A 21801-nucleotide genomic window follows, 5' to 3' on the forward strand; every position below is an offset into this window, starting at 1 on the left:
AAGCCATATCTGGTTCGGGGCCCTAGCCTTGAATTGCCGATTGAGCAGGTTCTCGCCACGGGTAATGTATGCCTTGAATAACTCGTCGCCTTAAACTTCCCTTTCTGTTTACAATATATCCCCAGCTTTTTCCTGATCCGTCTGATCCTGAAAATCCCCACTTTGACGCCATGCCTGGCAAGGTCAATCTATAATCCCCTGGTCCACAGGGCTCACGGGTCCTCTTGTGTGCCGCCCTTATCTCCACCAAGCCTCTGCTCCCCCTGACATGTCTTGAAGGTCTGCGATTGAGCCGTATATAACCGTTTTTTGATACCTTCAAGATAGGCACATCATAGAAACAGATACTTGAGCCGCATCCACTTCATGACCGCATACCTCGCTGCGACTCCTTCGCAAAGTATGCAGCCGCTTTTTAATATGCCACGCTCCATCCTGATCTGGGCCAAATCCCGTTTGAGCCTAGCAATCTCCATCTCCAACTCTGTAAGAGACCTTTGCTTTTTACCTACATCCCCGGGCTTACCCTCCTTGTGCGCCTTGACCCAGTATCCAATGCAAACAGCAAAAAACCAAGCATGCCGACCATCAATGTCTTGTTGAAATCAATGTTTTTGATCAATGTCGTCCAATACTCGCCAAGCCCCCATCTGTCCCAAAAAGAGGAGTGAGATGGACATCGGGATCGAGATCAACATCAAACCTACGGCGGATGGAAGGTGGATGGAGCGACTATTGACATATTCAAAAGGGCCGAAAGCGTGACCAACATGGCATTATACATTATTATATTAAAAAATTCCATCAAATCCGATCGGTAGTCAGATTGATCAGATTGACATGTAAGATATCTACTAAATCCACCTGGCCAATATGGTTTATATATCCCCTATTTGCTACTGTCAATTTTTTGTGTAAATATAAAAAATTATAGTACATGTTTTGTCTAGTTTGTATGGCGCTGGAGATGCACCTAATTAAGATAGATAGAATTGTTATGGTAGGTCAGAAAGTTGATAAAGTTATATATTGCATCATAAATTTAACATCAGGTATATTAAAAAATTTATGTCCAATATTGACAATGAAGGTCTAAAAAGACATAAAAAGCCGTGGGGCATAGGCCCCATAATAGGCATCATTATAGGTTCCGCCATGCTTGTCACCATCATCGTAGGTGCGCTGCTGGTGGGATACATGATCCTCGACCTGCCCGACATATCGCGCCTGCGCTCATACAACCCCCCGCGTGTGACAGAGGTCTATGACGAAGACCACCACATACTAGCCTATTGGTATAATGAAAAACGCTGGCCTATCCCGAGAGACAAGATACCCCAGAGGGTGATCAATGCCTTTCTTGCCGCCGAAGACGCTCGTTTTTACGAACATCCAGGTGTGGATCTCATAGGTGTCCTCAGAGCGGCAATAAAGGACATAGAGGCGGGCGGCATCGTCCAAGGCGCAAGCACCATCACCCAACAGGTCACAAGGTCGCTCCTGCTCAGTCCGGAGAAGAGCTGGATCAGAAAGATAAAAGAGGCCATTCTAGCCTGGCAGATCGACAAGGCACTCAGCAAAGATGAAATAATCACCATATATCTCAATCAGATCTATCTTGGGCATGGGGCCTACGGCATAGAGGCCGCAGCCAGGACATATTTCGGCAAGCATGTAAATGAGCTCAATCTGGCGGAAACGGCTATGTTAGCAGGTCTTCCACAGGCACCAAGCCGCTATTCCCCATTCAGAAACCTGGCCCTTGCTAAAAAAAGACAGGAATATGTACTAAGGCGCATGGTGGATGATGGTTTTATAACAAAAGAGGAGGCGGAAAAGGCCAAAAAGACCCCAATCATCCTAAAACCAGAAGAGATACCGCAGACGCCAGGGGTTGAATACTTTCTGTCAGAGGTAAGAAAAGAACTTGAAGAAAAATACGGAGAGGACAAATTATTCAATGACGGGTTAACTATTATAACAACGCTGAAAAGGTCATGGCAGATCCAGGCGTATAAATCTACAATGCAAGGCCTGAAAGAACTCATCCAGAGATATCCGGAGGACAAGGAACTACCTAACACCCTTCAGGCAGCATTCGTGGCCATGGATCTCAAGACTGGTGCTGTAAGGGCCATGCTCGGAGGAAAGGACTTCAGGTCTTCCCAATTCAACTATGCAACACAGGGCAAGATGCAGCCCGGTTCGGCATTTAAACCTGTAGTCTACACTACGGCCCTTGCCGAAAAGCTCATATCCCCAAACAGCATCATGGTTGACGAGCCCATATCCCTTACGGGTCCCGATTCTCAACACCCTTGGATGCCTGAGAACTTTGACAAGAAATATATGGGACCTATCACCATAAGGACGGCCCTGGCGCTTTCAAGAAATGTTATTGCTGTAAAACTGGCCAGGATGGTAGGTGTAAAGGCCATTCAGAGGACGGCCCGCCTCATGGGGATCGAGGCCCCATTGGCGAACGATCTATCCATCTCGCTTGGATCGTCAGCCGTACCACTCATACAGCTCGTTCAGGCCTACAGCACATTTCCAAACCTTGGAAAGACGGTACGGCCTATGTTTGTAGAAAAGGTTATAGACAAAAATGGCAATATACTTGAAGAATCTAAGCCATCCGTCTCAGAGGCAACAGACCCCATTACGGCATATCAGATGGTGACGCTGCTTGAAGCAGTGATACAGGAGGGTACCGGCATCTATGCCAAGACCTTGGGGATCCCGGCAGGAGGCAAGACCGGCACCACGGACAATTACAAAGACGCCTTGTTTATCGGCTTTACGCCCGAAACCGTAGCAGGAGTCTGGGTGGGCAGGCAGGACATGCAATCTCTTGGGAGGTTAGAAACGGGCGGAAGGGCCGCATGCCCGATCTGGACGTCTTTTATGGAAACAACCAAGAAAGACATGAAAAAAGACGCCTTTGACATACCTAAAGGCGTAACCATGGTGGCATTCGATAAAAATACTGGCGATATCGTACCCTACGATCAAAAAGACGACAACCCTGACATAGCCCTTGAACCAATGCCTTCGGAAGCGGTCCAGCAAACCTCCGAATCGGCCCAACCGCCGCAACAACAGACGCCCACTCAACAAAAAGAAACAAACCCACCCCCCTCTGACTCCGGCAGACTTAAATTACCAACGTGGCTTAAATTCTAGCACAGAAGAGAGGTGGGATTATTAAAAGTGGGATTAAAAATGCTCCATCCCCAAACAAAACGACTTCAAAATCTTAGGATTTTTTAGGCCTTCGCGGTATATCAGTCAATATCTCCCTTTTGACATATAAGACCTTGGCCACCTTTTTGAGATCATTTACTAATGAATTAAGCTGGTCTTCAGGTATATCTTTTATGCGCACATATACCTCCTTGCGACCCGGCGTTACATGATCCTGCGATGTAAGCACACTTACAAGGCTAGCCTGTCTAGAACGGATGAGGTTCAATACCTCTGCGGTTGCGCCGTGTCTATCTTCAAGATCAAAGGCGATCTGTATCGGCCCCCGGTAAATACCAGTAATGCTTATCATCACTTTGAAGACATCGGTCTGGGTTATTATGCCTGTAACGGCGCCTTGGTCATTGACCACAGGCAGGCCCGATATCTTATTCTCAAGCATTATCACAGCAGCCTTTTCCACTGAATCGTCCTCCTTGAGTGTTATCGGCTCCTTGGTCATTATGTCTTTCAATTTGATCTCAGACAAAAGATAATAGAGCTCATGTACATCCAAAGACGTGGCCTTCGATGGGGCCGCTTCTTTTATGTCACGGTCGCTTACGATCCCAACCAGGCGATTCTGTCTGATTACCGGTATCCGCCTTATATTATGCTCTTTCATGAGCTGAGTTGCCTTCATGATGGATGCATTTTCGTCAATAGTTATAGGATTGGAGACCATCCAGTCTTTAACTAGCATAATAATCCTCCCTAAATACCTAACTAATTGCTTTTATTAAATTTTGTTGCCATATATGCAAAACTGCAACCATAGACATGCGGCCATCCCAAAGTCTTGTTGTTCATCTAATAAGATTGCATCATGATGTCAAGATGCTGTAGTATTTATTGCAAATAATGAAACAAAAGGAGGTCTTCTATGCCGGAATTCGGAAATCCTTTTTCAGGCCTTGTCAATTCACGAAAACTTACACATGAAGAGCTTATAAGGGGCATACGCTTTTTTATAGCGGCAGAGTATGAAGCGGTTCAGCTCTATATGCAGATTGCCGAATCCATCGACGATGAACTTTCAAAGGCCGTTTTAAAAGACATTGCAGACGAAGAACGTGTTCATGCTGGTGAATTTCTTAGCTTATTGAAACGTCTAGAACCAGATGAGGAAAAATTCTACATTAAAGGCGCCTCCGAGGTGGAAGAGATATCCGAAGGGCTGAGAAATAAAAATACTGACAGATAAAATGATCAGGATATCCCTTGTCGTCTGTTAGCGCCCTTGCACAGCCAGCAATCCTGCGCTGATTATGCAAGGGCATTTTAATCAACCAGCAAAAAAGACCACATGGCCATTCTCGTCTATATCCACCACTATCTTGCCCCCCTCTTTAAATACCCCTTCAAGAAGTTTCATGGCAAGCGGATCCTCGATATAACGCTGGATGGCCCGTTTAAGCGGCCTGGCGCCGAATGACGGGTCATAGCCAGCCTCTGCGATCCATTCCTTTGCCCTGTCGGTTACCTCAAGCATGAGCTTGTTCTCGGAAAGGCGCTCGGCCAGGTGCCCGAGTTGGATATCAACGATCTTTATGAGATGCAGCCTCTCAAGCGGATGGAATATTATCTTATCATCCACTCTGTTCAGAAATTCCGGCCTAAAGGAAAGACGCAGCACCTCGTTGACCCTCTGTTCCATGGTCTTGTAGTCCCTGATCTCCTGTATGAGATCACTTCCTATGTTAGAGGTCATGATTATGATGGTATTCTTGAAATCCACCGTTCGACCTTTGCCGTCCGTCAACCTGCCGTCATCTAGGATCTGGAGTAAGATATTGAATACATCTGGATGGGCCTTTTCTATCTCATCGAACAGGATTACGGCATAAGGCCTCCTCCGCACCGCCTCTGTTAAATATCCGCCTTCTTCATAGCCAACATAGCCGGGTGGCGCACCGATAAGTCTAGCGACTGCATGTTTTTCCATATATTCGCTCATATCCACACGGATCATTGCCTGCTCCGTATCAAACATGAACTCGGCTAGTGCCCTCGCAAGCTCTGTCTTACCTACCCCGGTTGGACCGAGAAATATGAAAGAGCCCAACGGCCGCCTCGGATCGTGGAGCCCTGCCCTAGCCCTTCTGACCGCGTTTGAAACCGCCTTTATAGCCGCCTCTTGGCCTACCACCCTCTTGGCAAGACGCTCCTCCATATGAACCAGCTTGTCTTTCTCGCCCTCTATAAGCCTAGTTACCGGGATACCTGTCCATTTTGAGATGATAGATGCTATGTCCTCTGCATCAACTTCCTCCTTGAGCATACCAGCGCCGCCTTTCTGTATCTCTTCAATGCGCCGCTGTTCTTCATCGAGTTCTTTTTTTAATCTCGGCAGCTCTCCGTAAAGTATTTCCGCGACCTTGTTCAGATCGCCTTCTCTTTGATATTTCTCGGCCTGGACCTTCAGCTGATCCATACGTTCCTTGATATCCCGAATCTTTTTGATAAAACTCTTCTCCTGCTGCCACGAGGCCTTTAAGGCATCGCTTTTTTCCCTTAAATCTGCAAGCTCCTGCTCTATTTTCTTAAGTCTCTCCTGCGAGACCGCGTCTGTCTCTTTCTTTAAGGCCTCGCGTTCTATCTCAAGCTGCATGATCCTTCGCTCTATCTCGTCTATCTCGGAAGGCAGACTATCTATCTCAATCCTGAGCTTGGCCGCCGCCTCGTCTATAAGATCAATGGCCTTGTCAGGAAGGAAACGATCTGTAATATAACGATGCGAAAGGGTAGCCGCCGCCACTATGGCCGAGTCTTTTATCCTTACGCCATGATGTACCTCATACTTCTCCTTGAGCCCCCTCAGTATCGCGATCGTATCTTCCACTGAAGGCTCATCCACAAGTACCGGCTGAAAACGTCTTTCGAGTGCAGCGTCTTTTTCTATATATTTCCTGTACTCATCTATGGTCGTTGCACCTATGCAGTGAAGCTCACCCCTTGCAAGCGCCGGTTTCAGCATATTCGATGCATCCATCGATCCCTGGGCCGCCCCAGCCCCTACCAAGGTATGGATCTCATCAATGAAAAGGATTACCTCGCCTTGGCGCTCTGCCACATCTTTGAGCACTGCCTTGAGCCTTTCTTCAAATTCACCGCGATACTTAGCGCCTGCTATAAGTGCACCCATATCAAGGGTAACGACCCTGCGATCGCGCAACGTTTCAGGGACATCCCCCGAGACTATCCTCTGGGCCAGGCCTTCAACTATAGCAGTCTTCCCGACGCCAGGCTCGCCAATCAAGATAGGGTTGTTCTTTGTACGGCGGGAAAGTACCTGAATCACCCTCCGGATCTCATCATCTCTACCGATCACCGGATCGAGTCTGCCTGACCTCGCAAGACCAGTAAGGTCACGGCCGTACTTTTCGAGGGCCTGGAATTTGTCTTCCGGATTGGGATCGGTGATCCTTTGACTCCCTCTTATGGAGACCAGCGCCTTTAAAAAGGCATCTTTGGTAACACCGCGGCTGACAAGCGCCTTGGCCGCAACGGTCTGCGGCGACTCAAGCATTGCAAGGATGATATGTTCCTGGCTCACATATTCATCCTTCATTTCAGCCGCAATGGCAAAAGAGCGCTCAAGTATCTTGTTTAACGCACTTGAAAGATAGACCTGCCCCCCGCCAGGACCACTTATCTGAGGCAACTTTTCAATGACGGCATCCATCTCGGCCAAGATCGCAGATGTCTCGACCCCCATTTTTTTAAAAACAGAGGCCGCAACCCCTTCATGCTGGGAGAGCATCACTCTTAATAGATGCTCAGGTTCCAGTTGTTGATGACCGCGGCTCTGGGCTAAATGCTGGGCCTCTTGAATGGCCTCTTGTGATTTAAGCGTCAATTTGTCAAATTGCATAAAAACACCTCACGTTGTCATCTGGTGGATTTTGTTTTCAAAAACTAAGGATTAAGATCGACGGTGTCAAGCAAACCCTATATCCACCTCTTCCGCATCAACCAGACCTTAACGATCTGGGTCAACACCATGTAACAGACAAGCGTGAGGACAACTAATGGCCAATACATAAGCGGCGGTCGCACAAAACCAAGCGTTCCTGCTATTGGGGAATAGGGCAGCCACATCCCTATCATCATAATGACCATTGTAGTAAGAATGAGCGGCCGACTGGCGAGACTTTCGACAAAAGGGACCTTTTTAGTCCTGATAACGTGAATAATAAAGGTTTGGGTAAGCAAGGACTCAATAAACCATCCAGTCTGAAAGAGCGGGGCGTTTTTCCAGCAATCGAATATATAAAGCATGATGAAGTAAGTAGTATAGTCAAAAATAGAGCTGCAAGGCCCGATGAACAAGATGAAACGTGTTATCTCGCCCATGGACCAGGGACGCGGATTTTTTATTTCATCGTGGTCTACATTATCTGTCGGTATGGGTACCTGAGAAAAATCATAAAGCATGTTGTTGGTCAATATCTGGAGCGGAGCCATTGGCAGAAAAGGCAGAAAAGCGCTTGCACCTACTACGCTAAACATGTTTCCAAAGGCCGAACTCGCCCCCATACGGATATATTTAAGTATATTTGCGAACACCTTGCGGCCCTCGAGTATCCCCTCTTCGAGGACCATAAGACTCTTCTCAAGAAGGATCAGGTCTGCAGACTCCTTTGCTATGTCGACTGCGGAATCCACTGAAATACCTACATCGGCGGCCCTGAGCGCAGGGGCGTCATTGATCCCGTCCCCCAGAAAGCCCACTACATGTCCTTTTCTTTGGAGCGCCCTTACTATCCGCTGTTTATGTGCAGGGGCGAGACGGGTGAAGATAGTCGTCTCCTCCACGATACCTTCAAGATCTTCATCGGTCATATGCTCCACATCATCACCGTTTATCACATGTGCCGTAGGTATCTCGACGTCTTTACACACCTTCCTTGTAACAGCCTTGTTGTCGCCCGTGAGTACTTTTACAGCAACCCCATGTCTATGCAAAGCGGCAACCGCATGGGGCGCGGTTTCTTTTGGCGGATCGAAAAAAGCGACATACCCCTTTAAGATCAGATCTCTCTCATCTTCTTTGGAATAAGCCGGCTTTTTCTCCATATAGCGGTAGGCTATGGCAAGCACTCTGAAACCGTCTCTGCCCAATTTGTCATACTCTATCCTTATATCATTAAGCCACATTTCATCTATATTATACAGATCGTTTTTATATTCGAACCGACTGCAACGTTTAAAGACCTCTTCCGGGGCACCCTTGCAGATGAGAAGGTTTTCACCTTTAGGCGTCTTGAGCACAACCGACATCAACCTACGATTGAAATCAAATGGGATCTCATCTTCCTTTATATAATCAGGCACATGAAATTGATCATGCACCTCCCGATGGGCGAGCACAGCCCGATCAAGGACATTTTTGAGGCTTGTCTGAAAATGACTGTTTAGATAGGCCAAGAGCAGGACCTCTTCATTTTCCTCCAACATGAGATCACAGTGCTTTTCGAGGACTACACGGTCCATGGTAAGTGTGCCTGTCTTGTCGGTGCATAAAACGTCCATCGCACCTAGGTTCTGAATGGAATTGAGATGTTTTACTATAACCTTCTTTTTTGACATGGCCATGGCACCACGAGAAAGGCATACGGTCACGATCATTGGGAGCATCTCGGGCGTCATGCCCACAGCCACAGACAAGGCAAAAAAGAAGGCCTCTTTCCAGTCACCTTTTGTAATGCCGTTTATCACAAACACCAAGGGCACCATAACCATCATGAAGCGGATCATGAGCCATGTAAACCTGGCGACACCCTTATCAAAGGCCGTCTGTGGCTGTTGTTCAACAATGGATCTCGCCATTCTACCCAGATAGGTGCGGAATCCGGTCTCGATAACAACGGCGGTAGCTGTTCCACTCTCAACACTGGTGCCAAGAAAACAGATATTTGAAAGTTCTACGGGCGATTTAACCACCTTATTTTCTTTAAGGTGTGTCTTCTCTACAGGGAAGGATTCGCCTGTGAGTATGGATTGTATCACAAAAAAATCCTTGCTCTCTATAAGACGCACGTCAGCAGGAATCATATCGCCTGCCGAGAATTTAACTATATCGCCTGTCACAAGCTCGCTAAGCGGGACCTCGCGCTGCTCTCCATCCCTGACAACCGTAGCTGTAACGCGTATCATGGCCTTTAATTTCGCCGCAGCCGAATCCGCCCTGGCCTCTTGAATAAAACGCAACAAAACGCTGACGACTACCATAAGAGACATAACAAAGGCCGCACGCAGGTCCCCGGTCAGCGCCGATACGACAGCCAATATAGAGAGCAGGATAATAAGGGGATTGATCAGGGCCTTCCCGAAGAGATGGAGTCTCCCATACCGTTTTTCCTGCGCAACTGTATTGGGACCATATTTTTCAAGTCTATCCAGCGCCTCATCTTCACTGAGACCGGATAATTGCGTACCCACCCTCCGCAAGACCTCGTCTATTTCGCTTACAGCGAATTGGGTCAGGCTTTGGGTGGACTGAAACCTGTCGCCGTTTTGTTTTGGCAAGCCGAGACGCCTCGGCAATATTGAAGATGGAAAGATTTTCATGGTTCACACCTCTTTGGACCGCTGATGTAAACGGTCTGGTGAACCGGCTGGGTAGCTAAAAATGGGCTTGATTAACGATTCACAGACCGCATGCGATGAATGATCGCGATCCAGGGTCTTCTGATTTTTTCTTCATCTCATTTCCTTTGGTTGAGCGGTGGTTACCACTGCCATCGGATTCGTTCATCTCTTATTCCCCGCGCACTTTCTTTATTTTTTAAACCAGCAGCACTGATTCAGACAGCGTCTTGTTATAACTATTGATAGATCAAAAGGCAACTCAAAAAATGCATCAAAAGATCAATCTTCCAAAGAATTGACAATCTTTTTGACCGCGGCGACATCCTGATCCCCCAGCCCCTTTTTCATGGCGTTATCATAAAGCCTAAGGACCGACTGGCCGATAAAGATGTCAGCGCCACATTCCTTTGCAGTATTTATTACGAAACCAAGGTCTTTGGCCATATGTTTTAAGGGAAATTGCGGCGGGAAGACATCATTTTTAAGCATATCCGCCTTGAGATTGAAAAGGCTGCACCCCATGGGACCTGAAAGGATGGTATCAAGCACGGTCTCTATGTCGAGATCGAGGTCTTCGGCAAGCGAAACAGCCTCGCTCAATCCAGCCACCATGACGGCAAGAAGGAGATTCACGACCATCTTCATGGCAGAGCCTTGGCCTGTCTCTCCGCAATAGACAACACGCTTGCCCATTGTCAAAAAAAGTGATTCAAGTCTCTTTATTTGTTCGCGAGGACCGCTTGCAAGGATGATAAGGGTTGCATCTTCGGCTGGCTTTTTTGAACCTGATACAGGGGCGTCTATCAGTATTATAGAATAGGTTTTGAGCCTTGCAGCAAGACCTCTCGTATAGGAAGGCGGCACGGTGCTCATATTGACTATCAAGCCGCCATTTGACATGCCTTTTAAAAGACCGTCATCACCATCCAGGACTGCATCGATCGCCTCGGGCCCAGTAACCATGAGCATCACCACATCTGCCCATTCACCCACCTCCCTTGGCGTCATCCCTACCCTTGCACCTACCATAGCGAGAGGTATAGTTTTATCATATGTTCGATTATAGACCATGATTTCATAGCCAGCCTTGAGGATATTGCGCGCCATGGGCTGACCCATTATACCCATACCAATAAAACCGACCCTCTTAAACATAAGGCTTCCCTCCTTGTATATCTTCCGTTAGATTTGAAAATAAATCTTAAAATCCTTTTGCCTATTTTACAGCATGCTGCAATCGTACCTCAAGAAAAAAGACTCCTGGCCTAAAAAAGTCATAGGCCTGACCGGCATCATAGCATCTGGAAAAAGTACTACGGCAAGGCTGATATCCCAAATGGGCATCACCGTTCTGGATGCCGACGAACTCGCAAAAGATGCGGTAAGACCTGGCACCCAGGCGCTTCAAAGGCTTGTAAATACACTCGGGACTGGAATTCTCAAACAAAACGGCGATCTCGACAGGGCTCGAGTTTTAGGGCTTATACTGTCGGATGCCGGAATCAAACAAACTGTGGAGAACATCATACACCCTGAGATACTTAAACTCATGGATGAAAGGCTAAAGGCGCTTAAGGCAAAAGGGGTCGAGATGGTCTTTGTGGAGGTGCCGCTTTTATTCGAGGCCGGCTGGGAAGGCCTTTTTGATATGATCGTCACGGTGTCAGCGCCAGAAAAGGCCTGCATAAAGCGACTCATTGAAAGAAACAATATAGGACGGCGAAAGGCGATAATGTGGCTAAAACAGCAACTCCCTCAAGGAGAAAAGATTAGACGGTCTGATTATGTAATTTTTAATGATTTCCAGGAAAATCTACAAAAGCAAGTAGCAAAACTTATTGACGACATCAGCAGGACACCATAAAAATTTAATGCGCTGCAATCTCCCTCAACGGGGCTTTACAAGATATAATTGTAATATTATAAAAGGCGCACTGATCATTCCTATCTGCCCATAGCTCAACAGGATAGAGCAACGGCCTTCTAAGCCGTAGGTTGTGGGTTCGAGTCCCGCTGGGCAGGCCAAATCAATAAAATCAAGTACTTAGCGCTTCAAAAAAATCGCTTTGGGTAGGGGATTAGTTTTCGCCAGCGTGACCCCGATATTAAGGATGGCGACACTGCCATGATTGACACCAGCCGCACATAGATCATCGATGGCCGCGTGTATGCCTTTGCTGATACAGGCGGCAAGACGGGTCAGTTTGAACTCAAGATTAAGGCGCTTAAGTAGGTGATAATGTGGTGATCGAGAGCCACAATGCCACCGAAGGTGCAAAGAGACAGACCAAGCCAAGGGCTGACATAAAATTGGATGGATACTTGATACCAAGGTTGGGCCTATAATCTAGTTCAAGCAGATGAAAAAAATAAGTTCTGCATAATCCACTGACTGCCAACTATATTATAAGATAATTCAGTTCAAATCTCATATAAATAATTTTGTTCAACATAAGAATCAAAAAAAATTTAAATTCTTATGCATCTTATAATTGTAAAGAAAATGTTTTTATAAAATTATAAATTTTTGATTAATAATTTTATTGTCTTTGTTTTCATCTTAAGGTTATCAATATCTTTCGATTTTATATATTTGAATTTTGACATCTTGAATTGTCAACTAACTAATTGAAAATATTAAATTTTTACTTGAAAAAACTAATTAATAAATTATCGTTTACTTAAAAGAGGTAAATAAAATAACAAAGGGGGAGATCATGATAAACAATATCGGGACTAAATTAAGAGAAAAGATACATATGAATCTCCTGGAAAACAATCGAAGCATTGATTTCGAAAAAGAAGTAAGCGATATAGGTTTAGGAGCAATAGGCATAGCAGCGGGACTTATAGGGGCATGGAGTCTAGTTTGTCTAGCAGGCGGTCTCATAGTCTCATAGCAGCTCATGGTCCGATATCGTTAATAACAAGTTGGTTCGTAGCCGTTTCGGGCAATTAAAATTATTAAAACATAAGGAGAAACTATCATGGAAAATTCAGCGACAACCAAGGCAAAAGTAAGAGAAGATGCTGGATTAGATATAGCCAGCGCCGGATTTGAAAAGGAGATTTCAAAGATCACACTTGCCGCCGGGGGGGATTATGGCTGGTCTCGTAGGCATTTGGGGCATTACCTGTCTTGCGGCAGGACTTATCGCCGCTGGTGGTCCTGTAGAGCTTGCGAAGGCCTGGTTCTCCGCCGTAACAGGCGGCTAAATAAGAAAGTCGGCAGAGGGTAGTGGTAGCCCTCTGCCGCCTATCCTTTCATTTTGATCCCTTTATCTACTTTCTTTTCAGTCAGTCTACCTTCCAAAAAATCACTATTTTCTCTTTCAACCAGCATCCTGATTCTAAAATGCACGATGTATTTGAACTATGCAGGATATATTAACTTTTAAAATATAAAACCGGCAAAAACAAAGAGATACACCCTTTTTGTTGATATTTTTTTATTATAATAATTTAATTGTTCGCATCGTCAATCTTTTATCTTTTGCATTAAAAGGAGAAAAATACTTGCGCTATATGGTAAGGGCCTTGATGGCCGTCATAATCTGTTCATTTATAGGGATTGCCATATATTTGCCCTGGCATTTTGAAAGTCATAGTCCTATTATAAAATATAGTGATTTTATAAATGCCGTCAAAAAAGGTAATATTTCTGAAGTAGCAATAAGCGACGGTGAATTAAGAATAAAAGACGTCAATGGCGAGACATATTATACCTTTTCGCCAGACGTGTCGAATCTTATTCAACTACTTCTAGAGCAGAAGGTCGCGATCCAGACAGAATCCAACAAACCAGGGTTTTTCTTTTATCTGCTTATCGGGATAATCATCACAAGTGTTATAGGTCTTTTTGCCCTATGGGTATTAAATAGATATCTAAAAAAGAAAGAGGGCAATGAGTTTGCAAAGACAAAGGTGATAAATCTTTGCGAGAGCATGAAATGTGTAACTTTTAATGATGTTGAAGGGATCGATGAGGCAAAAGAGGAGGTAAAGGAAATAGTCGATTTTCTTAAAGACCCTTCGTCTGTAAATCGTCTTGGCGGAAGGATGCCGAAAGGGGTCCTTCTTATGGGTCCGCCAGGGACCGGTAAGACATTGCTGGCAAGAGCTATTGCAGGTGAGGCTGGAACGCCGTTTTTCAGCATAAGCGGTTCGGATTTTGTGGAGATGTTCGTGGGAGTAGGGGCATCAAGGGTAAGGGAACTATTTAGAGAAGCAAAAAAAATGCACCATGTATAATTTTTATCGATGAAATAGATGCAGTGGGCAAGAATAGGGGCGTAGGAGACATCCCTGGTGGGCAGGATGAAAGACAGCAGACCTTAAACGCCCTTCTTGTAGAGATGGACGGTTTCGAGTCAGATGACAATATAGTAGTTATAGCAGCCACAAACAGGCCCGATGTCTTAGATCCCGCCCTCCTCCGTCCAGGTCGTTTTGATAGGCGCATTTATGTCCCACCTCCAGATATGAAAGGCCGTTATGCCATCCTTAAAGTACATGCAAGAAATGTAATCCTCGCAAAGGATGTCGATCTTAAAATGATCGCAAAGGGCACCCCTGGATTTACCGGGGCCGATATACGCAACCTTGTCAATGAAGCGGCGCTGGAAGCGGCAAGAAAGGGAAAGTCTTTCATAGAGATGGAGGACTTCGAAGAGGCTAAAGACAAGATCGTCTTGGGAATTGAAAGAAGGGGCGTAGTTATGGATGAAGAGGACCGGCGGATTATTGCCTATCACGAGGTAGGACATGCCATCATGGCAAAGATGCTGCCCGGAGCAGACCCTGTCCATAAAATAACGATTATCCCGCGTGGAAGATCTATGGGTGTAACCCAGCAACTCCCCATCGATGAACATCATGTATATTCCATGGAGTATCTGATGAATCGAATAAAGATACTCTTCGGCGGGCGGGCAGCGGAAGAGATAGTTTTCGGCAGGCAGACTACTGCCGTAAGGGACGATCTTGCCAAGGCTACGGCCATTGCAACCATGATGATATGTCAGTATGGGATGAGCAATAAGATAGGTCCAATATCCTATCAGCATGAGTCAAGCTCTTTTTTGACGGGGGTTGAACGTCCACTGTTTTTAAGTGAAGAAATGGCGGCGCTGGCCGACAAAGAAATAAATAGGCTACTTAAAGAATGTTACGAGGCAACAAAAGCTATAATTATAAAGGAAAGGGCGCTTCTAAACAAGGTCGCCGAGATATTGTTGGTCCAAGAGACCCTTGATGGCGAAGAATTCGATATCATCTATGAATGCAATAGAAAACTCTCTGGAGACGATGCCGCCCTCCCTGACAAATGTTCTGTCTGTAATATAACTTGGTGCGAAAAAAAGCTCGCCAAGTTGGGGCTGGACAACGCCGATAATCAATTAGACCCAAACAACTTCGAGAGCTCATCTGAGGCAACAGCACATTCAAGTCCGAATGGCAGATAGCCGGCGTAGCCCAAGATAGGCATCTCAAAGACTTGAAAACGTTGCACAAACGGTACGGTATACTCCCAGTGGGCAAAAGAGAAGTAGTTCCACATCTCCCAAAAAAACCCACAAAAGAGCCCGGCTGCCGCCGGAAGCAGCACAGGCCGCCAGTCACCAGCCTTTATCTTTGAAAAAACCGTCTCTTCGCCAAAAAGCACCTGAAGTGCTATAATAATCGCGAGCGGCGCGAGCCACGGAAGGGGGAAGAGATAATGCGGCCAGACGCCGATTCCAGTAAGTCCTATACCAGCCAATAAAAGCGTCAACCAAGCCAAAAGGCGCGGATGCTTGAGCATTGGCATGCGTGGACCTCTGCGGCACCGCCCCAAAAATGGAAAGGTTGCCATCCATTCGGTAGTGCTCGACACCGCTGGCAGGACAGTGGCAAAGGGCGGGGTGGCCAGAAGGAAGTACCCTAACGGTCCGACGGGCGGGATCCCAACGTAGTGCCAGTTCTGGACAAAACGATTCAGATACTCGAAATACCACCAGAAAAAGGCGCTGAAGGGAAAAAGCGCGATTAAATAACCAGGCCGTCTGGTTAAAAGACAGTGCCCTGCCCGCCTTATGGTAAAGGCGTTGGCGACAAGAATATAGGCCATCCATAATGGAGTAAAGGTATAGCTCTGCCACCGCGCAAACCAGACAAAACGCATCCACGCCAATATCCAAGTCGTAATAAGCAGCACCACGCCGAGCCAACCCCACCACGGGAAAAATCTCTTTACCGGCATGGACATAAAAGGCAACGCAGCTCTTGACGAAGGAGACCTGAACCATACCACAAACAATGCGACTGCGGCAACAGGCAAGGAGGCCAGCGAAAGAAAAACCGTCCAGGAAAACTGGGGCTGCATAATGGGATGCGCAACAGGCACAAAGGTCAAATATGGAGCAAGACCCTTTCCTGAAAGGAAAATGCCCAAGGGCGGCAACCCGAGCAACAGCAAGGATAGGACCAACAACTTGACAAGGGGCCTTATTGCCACAACCGCACTCCTTGAGCTGATAAATATTAATATTTTACGTTATCGGATGGAATGGTTCTATGCAAGTGTATGGCTAAAACGGCCACTCAAGTGTCGAGTGCTGGAGATAAAAATAGTGTTAGAAGCAAATGATTTGACCTCTTTTGTAGCACGTGAATGTCCGGTTATATAGTCAGGAGGACTGGACAAAATTGCTACAGGAAGTCAAGGAGATCATTTTGTGGAGATTTACAGGGATTGGAAGAAATGTATGTTGACTCAGGAGAAAAGCGCCTCGCCTTCGCTCTGACAAAGGAAATATTATTAAAACAAAATCGTTAATGGCGGACATGAACATTGACGCAACAAACAGGACAATTCATTTACTCTATAAGCGGTCAATTCTATTTACTCGTAACACTAAAATAGTTGCTTACCTTGCTGGAATATTCTAAAACATAATTTATTTAGATCTTGCATGGTCCATACAAAGACAGAAAGGACTGATGATATGAACAAAAAAGAATGGGATCCATGTGCCATTCTTAAACTTTCGGGTTCATATTGGGAAGCCTGTGCCTTACATACTGGAGTGCTTCTCGACATATTTACACATATAGGCGACATAAGTCTCTCTGCAGAGCAGGTAGCGAGTAAGATCAAGGGCGATGTCAGGGCGACGGCTATGCTGCTTAACGCCCTTACGGCCATGGATCTTTTGATTAAGGAATCCGATCGATACCGCAACACGGATCATGCCATCCGCTACCTTTCAAAGACGTCAGATCAATATATGGGTTTCATCATCCAGCATCATCATCACCTCATGACATCATGGCAGAAGCTGGTAGAGGCCGTAGCAACAGGTAAGCCGGTAAGAAAAAAGGCATCTTTCGACGGTCCCATCGTAAGAGAAAGTTTTTTGATGGGTATGTTCAATATGGCCATGATTGTAGCGCCCAAGATAGTACCTAAGATAGATCTTACAGGCCGAAGGCGCCTGCTTGATCTGGGAGGAGGGCCCGGCACCTATGCCATTCATTTTTGCAAATACAATCCAGGGCTTTCTGCAGTAATCTTTGACCTTCCAACGAGCCGGCATATAGCTGAAGACATGATAGAACGATCCGGTCTTAAAGGGAAGATAACCTTTATTGGTGGGAACTATATCGAAGATACCTTGCCGCAAGGTTTTGATGTGATTTGGCTGAGTCAAATACTCCATTCAGAAGGTCCGGAAGAATGCAAAACCATAATCGGAAAGGCCGTAGCCGCCCTTGAGCCGCAGGGATTGATAGCCGTGCATGAATTTATCCTCAACAATGAAGAAAGTGGTCCGCTTTTCCCCGCCTTATTTTCACTAAACATGCTTGTCGGGACACCACACGGTCAGGCCTATTCAGAAAATGCCATCAAATCCATGCTGCTCGAGGCAGGGCTGGATTCGATCCAGCGAATCCCTTTGGATACCCCAAATAATTCAGGAGTGATCATTGGCATAAAGCACGCCTAGCCTATGGCAACATTACTCAACCCGGCTGCGGCAACCGTCCCGCAATTCCTCCTTTTTTAAATTGAAGCTGGTTAACCACAAAATCGTATAGACAATTTCATATTAAGGCATGTATTTTTAAATGGATCTGGATCAAAGACGGCAGTGTAAGCCTTGTTAAATTAAAGAGTAGAGGAATACTATGCTAATGTTCGATCTTCACTGTCACAGCTTGTTCAGCGACGGCGAGTTGTTGCCCTCAGAGCTTGTGAGACGGGCTGAGGCCATGGGATATAAGGCTGTAGCCATTACAGACCATGCCGATTCATCTAATCTGGAACACATACTGCTCAATATCAGGCGGGCAGCAGATGACATAAACAAATACAGCCAGACTAGGCTCATCCCAGGGATTGAGCTCACCCATGTACACCCAAGGTTGATAGACGACCTTGCCAAAAAGGCTAGGGGGTTTGGGGCAAAGATTGTGGTCTGCCATGGCGAGACAATCGTTGAGCCGGTTTACCCAGGGACTAATCATGCCGCCCTTAAAGCCGATATAGATATATTGGCACATCCTGGATTTATAACCCCTGACGATGTAAAACTCGCCGCAGGGCGAGGAATAATGCTAGAACTATCAGGAAGAAAGGGGCACAGCCTTACAAACGGCCATGTAGCAAGGCTTGCCATGAAACATGGTGCCCATTTAGTTGTAAATTCCGATGGACATGCCCCATCTGACTTTATGACGGCTGAAATGGCAAGAAAGATCGCCATGGGCGCAGGACTTTCAGAAGAGGAGGCTGAAGACGTCTTTAACGAAACATGGCGTCTAATATCGGCTATCGACCTGCAATCTTAAAGGACAACCTCAAACACAAGAAATAAAATAAGCATGGTAAGATCTATACAACTTGATACAAATTTATTTTTTTATTGGCAACTATCCGACTATATTTTATAATAGCCAGCCGGCAATCGGCATTAATGACACCTTAAAAACATCTGGAGGAATAATGGATGCTAGGCTTATAAATCCCTTTCTCGATGCTGCCGTCAATGTGTTGAAGACTATGGCCAAAATTGAACCGAAATCAGGAAAGCCCTTTTTAAAAAAAGATTTTGTGGCATCAGGCGATGTATCAGGGATTATTGGCATCACCGGTCAAGCACAGGGCTCAATGTCCATTTCTTTTACAGGTCCTTGCATAAAGGCAATCGTGACAAGTCTGTTTGGCTCCCCTGTAACAGAGATAAATGACGAGGTAAGAGATGCAGTCGGCGAGCTTACCAACATGATCTGCGGAGATGCACGGCGAAGGGCCGAGGCTGACGGCATCTCCCTCTCGGCAGGCACGCCTACCGTAGTCTCAGGTGAAAGGCATGTGATCACACATGTCACCAAAGGACCTATAATAGCCCTGCCATTTGAAACGCCAAACGGGGGTTTTGTTATAGAAATAGCATTCAGCGACTGATTGGTCGCTTCCAACGAAAAGCTGGATGTTGACCGCATTATGGTCTTTTATCTCAACAGTTATAGTGCCATCCCTGTCAGTCCTTAAGATGCGGCTTTTAATATCCTTATAGCGCTCTATTATTTCTGATTTCGGCAACCCGAGGTGGTTGCGCCACCCGGATGATACAATAGCCAGTATAGGTCTTGCCGCGTTTATAAAAGCCTGACTGCTCGATCTCTTGCTGCCGTGATGGGGCACAACCAATACGTCAATATCCGCAAGCCCGTTTGAGACCAAACACGCCTCGCGATTCTTGTCTATATCACCTGTAAGCAACATCGATCTGCCTTTATATGAAATCATGATCACAAGACACCTTGCATTAAAGGTGTCTGCCAGCTCATGGCATCCCCCTGGCGTCATAACCTCTATCAAGGCATCTTTTACATAAAACGCCTCGTCACTCTCGAGGATCCTGTGCCTTATACCTTTTTTGACACACTCTTTCATTATATCCTGCCACGACTGGGTGCCGTCAGCGCTGTCTCCGTTTGTCCAAAATTCTCCCACTCTAAACCCCCTTATCAGTGCAGGGAGTCCGCCTATATGATCATATTCAGGATGGGATGCAACAAGTATATCTATCTTCGAATAGCCAAGGGTCCTGATGAAAGGCGCGACCACCCGCTCGCCGACGTCAAAGTCGCTACCCATAAGCCCGCCGCCATCAATAACCATGAGCCTCTGTCCGGGAAGCTCTACAACCTGAGAAAGACCCTGGCCCACATCCAGTACATGAAGCCTCAAGGCGTCTTGCCGCGGAATAATAAGCGGCCACGGGACTGCCGAGACTATGGCTGAAACCATGGCTAAAGCCAGGACCACGACCTGAACCTTCTTTCTCTCATTTAAACTGCCTAACGCAAAGGCCAAAAGAATAAATGCAAAATAAAAAAGCACAACCTGCCATATAATAGGTCTTGGCATAGAAATAGCAGCCCAGTCTAATACTGAGACATGATTAACGATATTTAAGCCAAACCCGATCACATATCCTATAACTTTCCACAAATAAGTCCCAAGCACCGGGCTTACAGCCATTGTCAACGCCCCTAGCATCAAGCCCGGGAGGATCAGCATGCTTGTAAGCGGGACTAGAATCATATTAACTGGCAACGACAATATGGACACACGCTGAAAGTACCAGGCCACAAGAGGTGCCGTGCCTAATGCCGCGACAATACTTACCAATATAAATGCTCTAAGCTGACCTATCTTAACGGTCAACCAGCCTGCCCCGATTTTGTCTTTTTCCAATATAAAAAAGTAGTTTGAAAACAGGATTAGAAAGAATGCAGCTGCAAAGGACAACTCAAATGAGATATTAAAAAGGTCGAGAGGTTCATATATTAGGATGCACCAAGCAGCAATGGCAAGGGAGTTTAGAGGGGTCTGAGGTCTTCCAAACAGATATGCGGCCCCGAATGCTATTACCATGATCGTGGCGCGTACTGCAGACGGCGAAAGGCCTGCAAGGCCCATATAGATGATGGCGCCAATGAGCGCGCATAGGGTCGCAATCTTTTTTACCGGTAGATGGAGTGCTATCCATTGGGACCTCAAGAGCAAAAATCTTATCAGACCGCCGATAAACAAGGCCATGAGACCCATGTGAAGGCCCGAGACGGCCAAAAGGTGGCTCGTCCCTGTGCGCGAAAATGCCTCTTTAATCTCGGGAGACAACCATGAACTTTCGCCGACCAGGAGCGCCGCCGCAAACCCTTTGGCGTCACCGATAAACACCCTGTCAATCGCCACAAGGAGCTGTTTTCTCGCGTGCTCAATGAGATAGCGCGCCCTCCCCATAGCCACTGAGCTGTCCGAATGCCCTATGATTGCGATGTCCAGCGGGCCTTTTACATAACCCGTAACCAGCACCTTGCGTGTGGCCCACCAGGTCTCTATGTCAAAGGCACCTGGGGTCTTGAAGTTTCTTACGGGCCTGAGAGACGCCTTGAAACGTATCCAGTCCCCGGGGGAAATATCCATGTAAGATAGATCCTTGACTGAGAGGCTTAGATATCCTGAGACACCGAGGTCTTTTACGGGCATGTGGTGTCTGAATACTGCCACAAATAACCGTGCCCCGTCATCTGTCGGCACAGGGGCACGGATGACCTGGCCGGTCAAGATATGTCGGCCATCTTGATCTGCAAGCGAGATAAGGCCACTGGAAAACACCCTTACATTGTCTCTTGAGAGGCGGAGGTCGAAATATCCAAGTGAGAAAAAGATAAGCCATACCCCAATGATGATCACCATGGACCCTGTCTTTACCTTATCTCCTTTAAAGCCGCGAATCACGGCCCCAAGGCCCAGCAATACCACAGCGCCTGCCCCGATAAGATAGAACGGAAGATATGGAACGCCAATATGCCAGGTATTCGCCGCAGTGATGCCGATTGCAAACGGTATAATAAGTATGGCAAGTGGGGTCAGGATGCAGCCTCTCGTTTTAACAACCTCTCTTT

15 protein-coding genes, 1 tRNA gene and 2 pseudogenes are annotated in these 21801 nt (G+C 46.5%); 11 read left to right on the forward strand and 7 right to left on the reverse strand.

What is annotated here, in order from left to right:
• Positions 1 to 332: 332 nt before the first annotated feature.
• Positions 333 to 476, reverse strand: a complete 144-nt coding sequence (locus ACP5SG_RS04070; protein ID WP_424661315.1) for a hypothetical protein — start codon at positions 474 to 476, stop codon at positions 333 to 335.
• 592 nt (positions 477 to 1068) lie between these two features.
• On the opposite strand from ACP5SG_RS04070, the gene ACP5SG_RS04075 reads away from it, so the two are divergent.
• Positions 1069 to 3186 carry a penicillin-binding protein 1A gene (locus ACP5SG_RS04075; RefSeq protein WP_428122211.1) on the forward strand — a complete coding sequence of 706 codons (2118 nt, stop codon included), beginning with the start codon at positions 1069 to 1071 and terminating at the stop codon, positions 3184 to 3186.
• Between the two features lie 73 nt (positions 3187 to 3259).
• Here the strand turns inward: ACP5SG_RS04075 and ACP5SG_RS04080 are convergent, their stop codons facing one another.
• Positions 3260 to 3949, reverse strand: coding sequence for a CBS and ACT domain-containing protein (locus tag ACP5SG_RS04080; RefSeq protein WP_237888297.1), 690 nt, complete (start codon positions 3947 to 3949; stop codon positions 3260 to 3262).
• Positions 3950 to 4129: 180 nt separating this feature from the next.
• On the opposite strand from ACP5SG_RS04080, the gene ACP5SG_RS04085 reads away from it, so the two are divergent.
• A complete protein-coding gene (locus ACP5SG_RS04085; RefSeq protein WP_237888298.1) occupies positions 4130 to 4450 on the forward strand; it encodes a ferritin family protein in 321 nt (106 codons plus the stop codon).
• An 81-nt stretch (positions 4451 to 4531) separates the two neighbouring features.
• Here the strand turns inward: ACP5SG_RS04085 and clpB are convergent, their stop codons facing one another.
• The 3 genes from clpB to ACP5SG_RS04100 form a co-directional block, all read right to left on the reverse strand.
• Positions 4532 to 7120, reverse strand: coding sequence for an ATP-dependent chaperone ClpB (gene clpB / locus ACP5SG_RS04090; protein WP_424661313.1), 2589 nt, complete (start codon positions 7118 to 7120; stop codon positions 4532 to 4534).
• Between the two features lie 77 nt (positions 7121 to 7197).
• Positions 7198 to 9819 (reverse strand): magnesium-translocating P-type ATPase, encoded by a 2622-nt coding sequence (gene mgtA, locus ACP5SG_RS04095; protein ID WP_428122217.1) that lies wholly within the window; start codon positions 9817 to 9819, stop codon positions 7198 to 7200.
• 300 nt (positions 9820 to 10119) lie between these two features.
• Positions 10120 to 10995 carry an NAD(P)-dependent oxidoreductase gene (locus ACP5SG_RS04100; RefSeq protein WP_428122221.1) on the reverse strand — a complete coding sequence of 292 codons (876 nt, stop codon included), beginning with the start codon at positions 10993 to 10995 and terminating at the stop codon, positions 10120 to 10122.
• 73 nt (positions 10996 to 11068) lie between these two features.
• Here ACP5SG_RS04100 and coaE point away from each other — a divergent pair, with 73 nt between their 5' ends.
• The 5 genes and pseudogenes from coaE to ACP5SG_RS04125 all read left to right on the forward strand — a co-directional run.
• The gene (gene coaE / locus ACP5SG_RS04105; RefSeq protein ID WP_237888302.1) at positions 11069 to 11704 is read left to right on the forward strand and encodes a dephospho-CoA kinase; all 636 of its coding nucleotides are present in this window, start codon (positions 11069 to 11071) and stop codon (positions 11702 to 11704) included.
• 84 nt (positions 11705 to 11788) lie between these two features.
• Positions 11789 to 11865: transfer RNA gene (locus ACP5SG_RS04110), tRNA-Arg, on the forward strand.
• 692 nt (positions 11866 to 12557) lie between these two features.
• On the forward strand, positions 12558 to 12740 hold the full coding sequence (locus ACP5SG_RS04115; protein ID WP_428122228.1) for a hypothetical protein: 183 nt from the start codon (positions 12558 to 12560) through the stop codon (positions 12738 to 12740).
• A gap of 640 nt (positions 12741 to 13380) precedes the next feature.
• Positions 13381 to 13572, forward strand: a pseudogene (locus tag ACP5SG_RS04120) (ATP-dependent metallopeptidase FtsH/Yme1/Tma family protein); the annotation flags it as partial.
• A 218-nt stretch (positions 13573 to 13790) separates the two neighbouring features.
• A pseudogene (locus tag ACP5SG_RS04125) lies at positions 13791 to 15302 on the forward strand (AAA family ATPase); the annotation flags it as partial.
• On the opposite strand, the gene ACP5SG_RS04130 reads toward ACP5SG_RS04125, so the two are convergent.
• Positions 15236 to 16081 carry a hypothetical protein gene (locus ACP5SG_RS04130; protein WP_428122251.1) on the reverse strand — a complete coding sequence of 282 codons (846 nt, stop codon included), beginning with the start codon at positions 16079 to 16081 and terminating at the stop codon, positions 15236 to 15238. The pseudogene ACP5SG_RS04125 and the gene ACP5SG_RS04130 overlap by 67 nt on opposite strands.
• On the opposite strand from ACP5SG_RS04130, the gene ACP5SG_RS04135 reads away from it, so the two are divergent.
• The 4 genes from ACP5SG_RS04135 to ACP5SG_RS04150 all read left to right on the forward strand — a co-directional run bounded on the left by ACP5SG_RS04135 (position 16080) and on the right by ACP5SG_RS04150 (position 19288).
• A complete protein-coding gene (locus ACP5SG_RS04135) occupies positions 16080 to 16508 on the forward strand; it encodes a hypothetical protein (RefSeq protein ID WP_424661311.1) in 429 nt (142 codons plus the stop codon). The genes ACP5SG_RS04130 and ACP5SG_RS04135 overlap by 2 nt on opposite strands.
• A gap of 318 nt (positions 16509 to 16826) precedes the next feature.
• A complete protein-coding gene (locus tag ACP5SG_RS04140) occupies positions 16827 to 17828 on the forward strand; it encodes a methyltransferase (protein ID WP_424661310.1) in 1002 nt (333 codons plus the stop codon).
• A 181-nt stretch (positions 17829 to 18009) separates the two neighbouring features.
• A complete protein-coding gene (locus ACP5SG_RS04145) occupies positions 18010 to 18672 on the forward strand; it encodes a histidinol phosphate phosphatase domain-containing protein (RefSeq protein WP_330873279.1) in 663 nt (220 codons plus the stop codon).
• Positions 18673 to 18826: 154 nt separating this feature from the next.
• Positions 18827 to 19288 carry a chemotaxis protein CheX gene (locus tag ACP5SG_RS04150; protein WP_237888308.1) on the forward strand — a complete coding sequence of 154 codons (462 nt, stop codon included), beginning with the start codon at positions 18827 to 18829 and terminating at the stop codon, positions 19286 to 19288.
• Here the strand turns inward: ACP5SG_RS04150 and ACP5SG_RS04155 are convergent.
• Complete coding sequence (locus ACP5SG_RS04155) at positions 19181 to 21772, reverse strand: DNA internalization-related competence protein ComEC/Rec2 (protein ID WP_428122248.1); 2592 nt, start codon at positions 21770 to 21772, stop codon at positions 19181 to 19183. The two genes, ACP5SG_RS04150 and ACP5SG_RS04155, sit on opposite strands and share 108 nt — an antisense overlap.
• Positions 21773 to 21801: the final 29 nt, after the last annotated feature.

Origin of the sequence: Dissulfurimicrobium sp. (assembly GCF_049968175.1) — a bacterium.
Taxonomy (GTDB): domain Bacteria; phylum Desulfobacterota; class Dissulfuribacteria; order Dissulfuribacterales; family Sh68; genus Dissulfurimicrobium; species Dissulfurimicrobium hydrothermale.